The sequence below is a fragment of the Actinomadura sp. NPDC048032 genome, from assembly GCF_040653175.1.
GTDB lineage: Bacteria > Actinomycetota > Actinomycetes > Streptosporangiales > Streptosporangiaceae > Spirillospora > Spirillospora verrucosospora.
Map to the genome: position 1 here is coordinate 1 of NZ_JBEZJP010000333.1, position 9,518 is coordinate 9,518.

A 9,518-nucleotide genomic window follows, 5' to 3' on the forward strand; every position below is an offset into this window, starting at 1 on the left:
GCCCCGAGGGGGCGGCGGGGTTCGCGGATCCGGACGCGGGTCAGATCGTGACTTCGAGGCCGGCGACCTCGCCGGTCTTCGCGGTGACGCCGGTGTCGACGCTCACACCGCCGGCCGCCAGGACGCGGACCGTCCAGTCGCCGTCGGCGGCGAAGAAGCGGAACACGCCCTCCTCACCCGTCACCACCTCGGCGGTGAACTCGCCCGACGAGTCGAGGAGGCGGGCGTAGGCGCTGGACACCGGGGCGCCGTCACGCGTGACGGTCCCCTGGATGACGGCCTCGTTGGCCAGGTCGACGGTCGCCGGAAGGTGCGCCGTCTGCTCGGGCGCTGCGCAGCCCTGGGTCATGGTTCCTCCAAGTGTGGTGCTGCGGGACTTACTTGCCTGCGCCGAGCTCGATCGGCACGCCGACGAGCGAGCCGTACTCGGTCCACGAACCGTCGTAGTTCTTCACGTTCTCCAGGCCCAGCAGCTCGCGCAGCGCGAACCACGTGTGCGAGGAGCGCTCGCCGATGCGGCAGTAGGCGATGGTGTCCTTGTTCAGGTCGACCCCGGCCTCGGTGTAGAGGGCGCGGAGCTCCTCGTCGGACTTGAACGTGCCGTCGTCGTTGGCCGCCTTCGACCACGGGATGTTGGCCGCGGTCGGCACGTGGCCGGCGCGCTGCGACTGCTCCTGCGGCAGGTGCGCCGGGGCGAGCAGCTTGCCGCTGAACTCGTCGGGCGAACGGACGTCGATCAGGTTCTGCTTGCCGATCGCGTCCACGACCTCGTCGCGGAAGGCGCGGATCGTCAGGTCCTGGTCCTTGGCCTTGTACTGGGTCGCGGGACGGCTCGGGACGTCGGTGACCAGCTCGCGGGAGTCCAGCTCCCACTTCTTGCGGCCGCCGTCGAGGAGCTTCACCTTGTCGTGGCCGTACAGCTTGAAGTACCAGTACGCGTACGCCGCGAACCAGTTGTTGTTCCCGCCGTACAGGATGACCAGGTCGTCGTTCGCGATGCCCTTGCTCGACAGCAGCTGCTCGAAGCCGGTCCTGTCGACGAAGTCGCGGCGGACCGGGTCCTGCAGCTCGGTCTTCCAGTCGATCTTCACGGCGCCACGGATGTGGCCCTTGTCGTAGGCGGACACGTCCTCGTCGACCTCGACGAGCACGAGCCCGGGGTCGTCAAGGTGGGCCTCGACCCAGTCGGTGTCCACCAGGACGTCTGAGCGGCTCATGCGGGAACCTTCCCTTCGGAGCGGACTTTCGCGGTGATGCGGCGGAAGAGCGGATACATCTCGCAGCCGAGGCAGAACCCGAACGCCGCGTTCAGGAACGCCGCCGCCATTGCGAGGGCGGTGGCACCGATGCCGAGCCAGGTCGTTCCCGTCGCGTACCCGACGGTGCCCAGGAGGGCGAAGGCGAACCCGACACCCTGCGCGAAGCGGGGCGCGGCCTCGTCCTCCAGTTCCCTGGGCGGGGCGAGACGGGGACGGATGAGCACTTTGAACACCAGTCCGTACGGGGCGTACCGAAGGCCGAAGGAGGTCGCGATGGCGAACACGACGGCCTGAGCGGCGAGCAGTGCCCAGCTTCCGGTCACCAGGACGACGACGAGGACGGCCGTGGTGACGGAGGCGCCGAAGCGCGGCCCGCGTGGATCGACCTGCATCGGGGATCTCCTGGCGGAGTGGAAGCGTGCGTACGAGCTAGAAGGAGAAGGTGCTCGGGGGCGGACGGGCTCGATGCCTCAGGCCATGCGACAGAGCGAGGCGGCCACGCGGCAGAAGTCCACCGCGCGGCGCTTCGTGAGCATCTGCTCTGTCCAGTAACGCACGGACACGATGTTAAGCCGACAATCCACGGGCTGTCACATCCGTCTCGCCTTGCGAGACAGTGACATTCGTCTTAGCGCAGGTCATGAGGCTGCGGCTCAGGGAGTGACTCACGGGATGACCTCCCCCAGAGCGGCGATGACATCGGGCTTGCGGGGCGCGCCCGCGGCGCGCCGGACGACCCGGCCGGCGCCGTCCAGGACGAGGACGGTCGGCGTCCGCACGACGTTCAGCCGCCGGACGAGATCGAGGTGCGCCTCCGCGTCGAGCTCGACATGGGCCACGCCCTCCACCATCCGGCTCACCTCGCCGAGGACCCGGCGGGTGGCCCGGCACGGCGCGCAGAAGGCGCTGGAGAATTGCAGCAACGTGGCCTTCTCGCCGAGCTCGGCGCCCATGTCGTCCGGGCCGACGGTCTCGCCCACCTGCCCGCCCTCCCCTCGCCGGGCGCGCAGCACGCCGTCACGGCGCCGCCTCAGCAGCCCGAACACCGTGGCCGCGAGCAGGACGCCCGCCGCGATCAATGCTCCGATCATCTTGTGCGACAACCCCGGGGCCTGCGCTTTTCTTCCCGCGGTCCGCCTTCTCTCACCCGCCCGCCGCCCGCCGGGCCGCCCCCGGTCACGTGGGAATCGTGAGGAGGGGCCGCCCGTCCAGGCCGACGATCTCGAAGGAGAACAGCTGGCCGCGCGGGAACATCGTGGACCCGCGGTACTCGCCGTAGCCCTCGTCGTACGGGACGTACCAGCTGCCGAGCGCGTCCCGGCGCCCGTCCCGGGCGATCACCTGCAGCCGGCAGTGCGACCCCTTCGGGACGCCGGCCAGGTGCAGCTCCACCTCGGTCCCCCACGGCTTGCGGCGGAGCACCACGTAGCCCTTGACGGCGGTCCTGGGGTCCTCCGCGGTGATCCGCTCCCCCGCCGCCCCCGGCGCGGGGGACGCCGTGGACGGCGGCGGCTTGGCGCCCGCGCCGTCCGTCCCGCCGGACCGCGACGGGAACAGCAGGCCGCCGAACAGGCCCCCGACGACCAGCAGCAGGCACGCCGCGGCGGCGAGCGGGGCCCACCCCGCGGCCCGCCCGCCGGCCAGGCGCCCCAGCGGTCCGAGCCGTCCCCTCCGCCGCTCGGCCGCCCTGGCCAGCAGCCCGTCCAGCAGTTCGGGCGGCGGTCCGGCGATCCCTTCCAGCTGCGCCTCGTCGACCCGTCCGAGCAGCGCGGGCAGGCCGGCCATCCCGGCGAGCTCGTCGCGGCAGGCGGGACAGTCCCGCAGGTGGGCCTCCAGTTCGGCGCGCTCGCCGGGATCGAGCGCGCCGAGCACGTACGACCCGAGCGCGGTGCGCGCCTGCGTGCAGCCGCTCACGGCGCCAGCCCCCGCTCCTCCAGCGCGAGCCTGAGCGCCCGCAGCGCGTAGTAGGTGCGGGACTTCACGGTGCCCGGCGGGATGCCCAGCGTCTCCGACGCCTCCGCGACGGAGCGGCCCCTGTAGAAGGTCTCGACCAGGACGGCCCGGTGCGGCGGGCTGAGCCCGGCCAGCGCCTCGGCGACCGTCCAGGACTCCAGCGCCCGGTCGATGTCGTCGGAGCCGTCGGCGGTCATCAGGACGTGCTCGTCGATGCCCGTCTCCGGCGGCCGGGCCCGCCTGGCGCGGTGCGCGTCCACGACGAGGTTCCGCGCGACCGTGAACAGCCACGGCCGGACGGGGCGGCCCGCGAGGGCCTCCGGATGCTTCCAAGCGCGCAGCAGCGTCTCCTGCACGACGTCCTCTGCCTGGGTTCGGTCTCCGCCGGTCAGCCGCAGGACGTAGCCGAGGAGGGCGCCCCCGTGCTCGCTGTACAGGGCGCGCAGCAGCCCCTCGTCGGCGGTCGGTCCCACACCACTGTCACGTACGCTCCCCCGGCGCGGTTCACGGGTTCCGGGATTACTTCTGCGCGGGGGCCTGGAGATCGTTCAGCCGGACGTTCTCGGCGGTCGCCGCCACGCGCAGCCCGTCCGGCGTCGGCTCGATCTTGCTGATCCGCGACCCGACGGGCAGGTCGGAGACGGGCACCACCCACGTGAGCTGCCGCTTCACCAGCGCCAGCGGGATCTGCGCGGCGCCGTTCGACCCCACCGACACGGGCGAGATCGCGATGCCCTTGGCGGTCGGCCTGACCTCCACGACCGCGGTGCCGTTCACCGGGAACCCGAGGACGTTGCCGGTCAGGTCCACCGACAGGTCGTCGCCCTTCGGCCCGATCCGCTTGACCTCCTTGGGCGCCTGCTTCTGGATCACGTCGTAGGGGACGACGGCCGAGGCGGTCGCGGTGCGCGCGGTCACGTTCGCGGCGCTGCCCTTGGTGACCTCCGACAGCGGCGCGTCGACGCCCCGCATGTCGACCTTGACGCCGGTGACGGTCACGCCCTGCTGCGTCCAGTCGCCGATCCCCACCTCGATGTGCTTGTACTCGCCGCCGACCGCCTGCGTCAGGAACGGGATGCCGTGGATCGTGACGTCCGGCCGCTCCTGGAGGTTGTACTGCGCGGCCACCTGCTCGCCGATCTTGTCCTCCGCGATCCTGACCCCCAGCCGGTCCGCGGCGACCAGCCCCGCGGCCACGAGGATCAGCAGGACCAGCAGTACTTTCCGCATGTCTCTCCTTAGGCCTGGCGCATGCGTTCGCCACACGATAGTGAACGAACCACCCAAAAAGGGTCGCTCCGGAGAATGACCTCTGAGCCGGGAAAATCACCCCGGTGTGAGATCAGCCACCTCCTCCGCCCCCGCTCAGCCGCCCGCTCAGCCTCCCGCGAAGGGAGGCAGCACCTCCACGACCCCGCCCTCCGGCAGCGTCACCGACGCGTGCGGCCGCGTCCCGACCGGATCCCCGTCGACCAGGAACGAACTCCGCCCGACGACCCGGGCGAACTCGTCGCCGCGCCCGGCCCTGGCCGCGGCGACCGCGTCCTCCAGCGTCGCCGCGTCGTACGGCTCCTCGTGCGTCCCCGCGGCGGACTTGGCGGCCGCCCAGTACCGCATCGTTCCCTTGGCCATGCCTCCAGGCTCTCATCTCCCGCTGACACGGTTCCCGCTGACACGGTCCGGCCAGGCCGCGACATGGCCGCCGGAGGCACCTCGGTTATGCTCAGGGGTGAGGGATCCGGGCGACGAGGCCATGGAGTTCATCCGCAAGGCTCTGCATGGCCGCCTCGTCTTCGAGCCGCCGGCCGTGCGCCGGTCTTGGGGGTGGGCCGCCTGGGTCCTACGTCTTTTAGGGACGGGAGGCGGCATTGAGCAGCTTGCTCTTGCTGACCAACGCGTTGGAGCCCTCTGACGAGGTCCTGCCGGCGCTGGGACTTCTGCTGCACTCCGTGCGCGTCGCGCCCGCCGAGGGCTCCGCGCTCATCGACGCGCCGCCGGCCGACGTCGTCCTGGTGGACGCCCGCCGCGACCTGGTCCAGGCCAAGGGCCTGTGCCGCCTGCTGCGCACCACCGGACTCGACTGCCCGCTGCTCGCGATCGTCACCGAGGGCGGTCTCGCCGCCCTGAGCTCCGAGTGGGGCCTGGACGACGTGCTGCTCCAGACCGCGGGCCCCGCCGAGGTCGAGGCGCGCCTCCGCCTGGCCCTCGGACGGGCCGCGGCGGGCACGGAGGCCGACGAGGTCCCCGGCGAGATCCGCAGCGGCGACCTCACGATCGACGAGGCCACCTACACCGCCCGGCTCCGCGGCCGCGTCCTCGACCTGACGTTCAAGGAGTTCGAGCTGCTGAAGTACCTGGCCCAGCACCCGGGCCGCGTCTTCACGCGGGCCCAGCTCCTCCAGGAGGTCTGGGGCTACGACTACTTCGGCGGCACCCGCACGGTCGACGTCCACGTCCGCCGCCTGCGCGCCAAGCTCGGCGCCGAGTACGAGTCCCTGATCGGCACCGTCCGCAACGTCGGCTACCGCTTCGTCCCCGACCACCGCCCGGGCGACGCCGAGGAGAAGACCCCCGCCCGCGCCTGACCGCCCCGCTCCCCCCCGGCGAAGCCGCTCAGACGGAGCAGCACCGGGGTCAGGGCGAAGAGGACGACCGCGAGCGCCGCGACCGCGACCATGGCGCCGCGCAGCCCGACGGCCTCCGCCCAGAGCCCGACATAGACCGGCCCGGCGAGGAACCCGAGATAGGACACGGTCGTGACGACCGACGTCGCGCGCCCCCGGTGGTCGTCGCCGACGTTCCGGGCGACCAGGCGGAGCAGCGTCGGGAACAGCACGGCGGTCCCGGCGGCGGCCGTCGCGAGCCCGGCCCCGGCGACCGCCGGCGTGGACGCGACCGCGATGACCAGGGCTCCGCCCGCGGCTCCGGCCGCCCCGGCGAGAAGGATCCCGCGGACGGCCCTCGCCCCGCCCGCCGAGAACCGCGTGATCGCCACCGTCCCGGCGAAGACGGCGGGCGCGACGGCGCCGAGCCCGCCCGCGTGCAGCTCGTCGTCGGCGAAGACCGCGCTCCAGCTCTGGTGCGCGTTCTCGCCGGCGAACGCGAGCGCGCCCAGAACCCCGATGAGCAGCAGCGGGACGATCCGGTGCCGCCCCAACGGCGCCACCGCCTCACGCCGGACGACGAAGTCGCCGGGGAACGCCCACAGGCACGTCCCGGCGGCCACGCAGGCGCCACCCGCCGCCACGAAGGGCACCACGAGCGGCAGGGACGACGAGGCCCCACTGGCGAGGCTCGCGAGCACCACGAGACCGGAGAAGACACCGTGGGCCCGGGTGATGACCGCCTTGCCGGCGGCCCTCTCCGCCACCCCGGCGACCGCGTTGACGCCCACGTCGGCCGCCCCGCTGGCTGCGCCCACCACCGCGAGCCCGGCGCACAGCCCGGCAAGGTTCACGGCGGTGAACGCCACCACGACTCCGGCCCCGCCCAACGCCGCGAGGGCCGCGCCCGCGACTCCCGGCCCCCACCGGTCCAGCGCCCGCCCCGTCAGCAGCATCGCCGGGAGGGCGCCCGCACCCACGAACAGCAGCGCGAAGCCGAGCGCGCCGTCCCCGATCCCCGCCTGGTCCTGGACGCGGGGCACCGACGCGCCCCACACCCCCCAGAACGCCCCGAACGCAGCGAACCCCACGAACGCGCGCCACGAGGTCCCGACACTCATTTGTGTAACGATACACAATTAGAATGAGGTCTCATGGAGCCGTCCGGAGGCGCGAAGCGCGTGACCCTGGCCCAGGTGGCGGAACGGGCAGGCGTGTCCGTCATGACCGCCTCCTACACCTACAACCGTCCGAACCGCGTCTCGGACCAGGCCAGATCCAGGGTCCTCGCCGCGGCGGCCGAACTGGGCTACGCCGGCCCCGACCCGAGCGCCCGGTCCCTGCGCCGGGGCAGCAACCGCACGCTCGGCGTGGTGATGGGCGAGCACCTTGGCTACGCGTTCGAGGACCCGGAGGCGGTGTCCTTCATGGCGGGCGTCGCCGGCGTCTGCGGCGAGCACGGGTACGGCATGACCCTCGTCCCCGTCACGGGCGCCGCCGACGACGTCACCCGGATCACCGACGCCGCCGTCGACGGCTTCATCGTCTGGACCACCACCGACGACGACCCCGTCCTGGCGGCGGTCCGGGCGACGAGGCGCCCCGCGGTGGTCCACGGGGGCCCGGCGGTCGGCGGCATGGCCCTGGTGGGCATCGACAACCGCGCGGCGGCCCGCGCGGTCGGCGCCGCCGCATGGGCGGGCGCCGAGCGCCCCGCCGTGGTGAGCTTCCCGCTCTCCCGCGACCGGCGCACCATGATCACCAAGGGCGCGGCCCTCCCCGAGGCCGCCTTCCCGGTGACGCGCGACCGCCTGGAGGGCTACCGGCAGGCGGCCGAGGACGCCGGGATCGCCTGGCGGGACGTGACCGTCGCGGTGTGCGCACGCAACGACGCCGCCGAGGCGGAGCGGGTCGCGGCGGCCCTCCTGACCTCGGCGGAGCCGCCGGACGCGATCGCCGCGATGAGCGACCAGCAGGCGTCCGGAGTCGTCCGCGCGGTCCGCGCCGCCGGCCGCTCCGTCCCCGGCGACGTGGCCATCACCGGTTGGGACGACGCGGCGGCCGCGGCACCGCTGGGCCTGACCACGGTCGCCCAGTCCCTGCGCGACCAGGGCGCGTCCTGCGCGCGGATCGTCCTGGGCCGGCCGGACTCCCGGGCGGCGGCATGGTCCCTCGTCCACAGGACCAGCACGCGCCCCTGACCACCGGCCGGTCAGGACCCGGAATTCTCGGGCGCGCCGTTGAAGCAGAATCGGGGCGGCGCCTTCAGGGTGGGCGGCTCGGAGCCGGGAAGCTCGGCGATCTCGATGCCCTCGCGCTCCGCCATGGCCGTCACCGTGGGCAGGTGGTCGTGGTAGAAGACCGGGACCCACCGGCCGGACGGCTCGCCCCGGCCGGCGGGGAGCTCCACCAGCTCCTCCTCACGGGTGACGCCCGCCCTGGCGGCCACGTCGAGCGCTTCGCGCGGGTCGGCGTCCCCCGCGTCCAGCGCCGCGAGCAGCGCCTCGACGGCGGGACGCTCGACGTTCCCGGCGGTCACCGCGCGCATCAGGTCCTGGTACGCCAGCGCCGACGGGGACCCGTCCTCGTCGATGAACTCGTCCATGCGCTCGGCCCCGTCGGCCAGGATGATGGCGAGCCCGTCGTCCACGTGTTCGGGAAGCGGGGGGCCGCCCCAGGAGCCGTCCCACCAGCGCAGGAAGGCCACGGAGTAGTCCTCGTCCACCAGAAGGTTCTGGAGCCATTCCCACGGCAGCCACGCCGGGCCTCCGGCGAGCAGGTCGACGGGCAGGTCCTGGATGTGCGTGTCGGAGGCCTCGTTGTCGTAGCCGTACAGCAGCGCCCGGCCGCCCTCCACCCAGCGCAGGGCCCAGAAGCCGTTCCCGATGTCCTCGGTGCGCAGGAAGCCGCCGTCCACGTGGACCTGTCCGGAGCAGTCGTCGAGGTAGGGGGCCATCATGGCTTTGACGACGCCCTGGGCCCAGAGTTCGGCGGGCGGCGGCACGTCGGTGGAGACTTGGTCGAACACGGCACTCCTTCTGTCGGAGGTTTTCCGGCCGTCCGACGCTTGGGGAACCGGACTGGTTCCCGGCGCTCCCACCGCGATCGCGGCCGTTCCCGCCCGCGGCACGGCCTTCGGCGCCTTGACCTCAACTTAACTTCAGGTTCTACGGTCCCCTTACCAGTGATCAACCAAGGGGGGACACCGCACATGAAGACCGGAGAAGTCTCCGACGCCGAACTGGCCGCTCAGCCGGCCGCCTACTGGACCGGATTGGCCTACGAGGCCCTCATCGCGTTCACCCGAGCCCGGCAGGCCGAGTTCGGCTTCACGCAGCCGCAGTTCTGGCTGCTCCGCAACCTGTCGAAGAACGACCTCTCGCCCGACGGCCACGGCATGACCATCCCCGAACTGCGGGAGGCCATGAAGTCCTACCTGAGGCCGGAGGACGACCTGGAGGCCGAGTCGAAGGTCCTGCTGGAGCGCGGCTGGTCGACCCGCGACGGCGACGGACGCCTGTGGATCACCGAGGCGGGAGAGAGGACCCGAACCGAGTGGAAGGAGCACGCCCCCGCGATCCGCGACCTCATCCACCGGGGCATAGACGACGCCGACTACGTCACCGCCCTGAAGGTGCTCCGGCAACTGATCCACAACACCAGCACCCCCGCGCCCGACCGCACAGGTCGGTGACGTGCGCGC

At 72.8% G+C, this 9,518-nt stretch carries 14 protein-coding genes; 3 read left to right on the top strand and 11 right to left on the bottom strand.

The window, feature by feature from the left end:
- Positions 1-40: 40 nt before the first annotated feature.
- The 9 genes from AB0C69_RS31395 to AB0C69_RS31435 form a co-directional block, all read right to left on the bottom strand.
- On the bottom strand, positions 41-349 hold the full coding sequence (locus tag AB0C69_RS31395; protein WP_185031495.1) for a DUF1416 domain-containing protein: 309 nt from the start codon (positions 347-349) through the stop codon (positions 41-43).
- Between the two features lie 28 nt (positions 350-377).
- Complete coding sequence (locus AB0C69_RS31400; RefSeq protein ID WP_345172801.1) at positions 378-1,217, bottom strand: sulfurtransferase; 840 nt, start codon at positions 1,215-1,217, stop codon at positions 378-380.
- On the bottom strand, positions 1,214-1,651 hold the full coding sequence (locus AB0C69_RS31405; protein WP_360358636.1) for a DUF4395 domain-containing protein: 438 nt from the start codon (positions 1,649-1,651) through the stop codon (positions 1,214-1,216). The genes AB0C69_RS31400 and AB0C69_RS31405 overlap by 4 nt, the downstream gene beginning before the upstream one ends.
- A 78-nt stretch (positions 1,652-1,729) precedes the next feature.
- Positions 1,730-1,795: a putative leader peptide gene (locus AB0C69_RS31410; protein WP_353819285.1), complete on the bottom strand. Its 66-nt coding sequence runs from the start codon at positions 1,793-1,795 to the stop codon at positions 1,730-1,732.
- A gap of 129 nt (positions 1,796-1,924) precedes the next feature.
- Positions 1,925-2,350, bottom strand: coding sequence for a thioredoxin family protein (locus tag AB0C69_RS31415; RefSeq protein WP_360358637.1), 426 nt, complete (start codon positions 2,348-2,350; stop codon positions 1,925-1,927).
- A gap of 85 nt (positions 2,351-2,435) precedes the next feature.
- Entirely contained in the window at positions 2,436-3,173 is a 738-nt protein-coding gene (locus AB0C69_RS31420; RefSeq protein ID WP_360358638.1) for a zf-HC2 domain-containing protein, read from the bottom strand.
- A complete protein-coding gene (locus tag AB0C69_RS31425; protein ID WP_345172792.1) occupies positions 3,170-3,685 on the bottom strand; it encodes a sigma-70 family RNA polymerase sigma factor in 516 nt (171 codons plus the stop codon). The genes AB0C69_RS31420 and AB0C69_RS31425 overlap by 4 nt, the downstream gene beginning before the upstream one ends.
- 46 nt (positions 3,686-3,731) lie before the next feature.
- Complete coding sequence (locus AB0C69_RS31430; protein ID WP_345172791.1) at positions 3,732-4,442, bottom strand: DUF2993 domain-containing protein; 711 nt, start codon at positions 4,440-4,442, stop codon at positions 3,732-3,734.
- A 147-nt stretch (positions 4,443-4,589) separates the two neighbouring features.
- Positions 4,590-4,844 (bottom strand): MoaD/ThiS family protein, encoded by a 255-nt coding sequence (locus AB0C69_RS31435; protein ID WP_345172788.1) that lies wholly within the window; start codon positions 4,842-4,844, stop codon positions 4,590-4,592.
- A gap of 236 nt (positions 4,845-5,080) precedes the next feature.
- Here AB0C69_RS31435 and AB0C69_RS31440 point away from each other — a divergent pair, with 236 nt between their 5' ends.
- Positions 5,081-5,797: a response regulator transcription factor gene (locus AB0C69_RS31440; RefSeq protein ID WP_360358639.1), complete on the top strand. Its 717-nt coding sequence runs from the start codon at positions 5,081-5,083 to the stop codon at positions 5,795-5,797.
- On the opposite strand, the gene AB0C69_RS31445 is transcribed toward AB0C69_RS31440, so the two are convergent.
- Complete coding sequence (locus AB0C69_RS31445; RefSeq protein WP_360358640.1) at positions 5,734-6,936, bottom strand: MFS transporter; 1,203 nt, start codon at positions 6,934-6,936, stop codon at positions 5,734-5,736. The genes AB0C69_RS31440 and AB0C69_RS31445 overlap by 64 nt on opposite strands.
- A 33-nt stretch (positions 6,937-6,969) precedes the next feature.
- Between AB0C69_RS31445 and AB0C69_RS31450 the strand changes: the two genes are divergently transcribed.
- Complete coding sequence (locus AB0C69_RS31450) at positions 6,970-8,016, top strand: LacI family DNA-binding transcriptional regulator (RefSeq protein ID WP_360358641.1); 1,047 nt, start codon at positions 6,970-6,972, stop codon at positions 8,014-8,016.
- A gap of 11 nt (positions 8,017-8,027) precedes the next feature.
- Here the strand turns inward: AB0C69_RS31450 and AB0C69_RS31455 are convergent, their stop codons facing one another.
- Positions 8,028-8,843 (bottom strand): hypothetical protein, encoded by an 816-nt coding sequence (locus AB0C69_RS31455; protein WP_360358642.1) that lies wholly within the window; start codon positions 8,841-8,843, stop codon positions 8,028-8,030.
- Positions 8,844-9,026: 183 nt separating this feature from the next.
- Here AB0C69_RS31455 and AB0C69_RS31460 point away from each other — a divergent pair, with 183 nt between their 5' ends.
- Positions 9,027-9,509, top strand: a complete 483-nt coding sequence (locus AB0C69_RS31460) for a MarR family winged helix-turn-helix transcriptional regulator (protein ID WP_360358643.1) — start codon at positions 9,027-9,029, stop codon at positions 9,507-9,509.
- Positions 9,510-9,518 lie beyond the last annotated feature (9 nt).

Coding starts and splice junctions, on each gene's coding strand:
- AB0C69_RS31395 (WP_185031495.1), bottom strand. CDS start 349: ATGACCCAGGGCTGCGCAGCGCCCGAGCAGACGGCGCACCTTCCGGCG.
- AB0C69_RS31405 (WP_360358636.1), bottom strand. CDS start 1,651: ATGCAGGTCGATCCACGCGGGCCGCGCTTCGGCGCCTCCGTCACCACG.
- AB0C69_RS31435 (WP_345172788.1), bottom strand. CDS start 4,844: ATGGCCAAGGGAACGATGCGGTACTGGGCGGCCGCCAAGTCCGCCGCG.
- AB0C69_RS31445 (WP_360358640.1), bottom strand. CDS start 6,936: ATGAGTGTCGGGACCTCGTGGCGCGCGTTCGTGGGGTTCGCTGCGTTC.
- AB0C69_RS31430 (WP_345172791.1), bottom strand. CDS start 4,442: ATGCGGAAAGTACTGCTGGTCCTGCTGATCCTCGTGGCCGCGGGGCTG.
- AB0C69_RS31450 (WP_360358641.1), top strand. CDS start 6,970: ATGGAGCCGTCCGGAGGCGCGAAGCGCGTGACCCTGGCCCAGGTGGCG.
- AB0C69_RS31460 (WP_360358643.1), top strand. CDS start 9,027: ATGAAGACCGGAGAAGTCTCCGACGCCGAACTGGCCGCTCAGCCGGCC.
- AB0C69_RS31415 (WP_360358637.1), bottom strand. CDS start 2,350: ATGATCGGAGCATTGATCGCGGCGGGCGTCCTGCTCGCGGCCACGGTG.
- AB0C69_RS31400 (WP_345172801.1), bottom strand. CDS start 1,217: ATGAGCCGCTCAGACGTCCTGGTGGACACCGACTGGGTCGAGGCCCAC.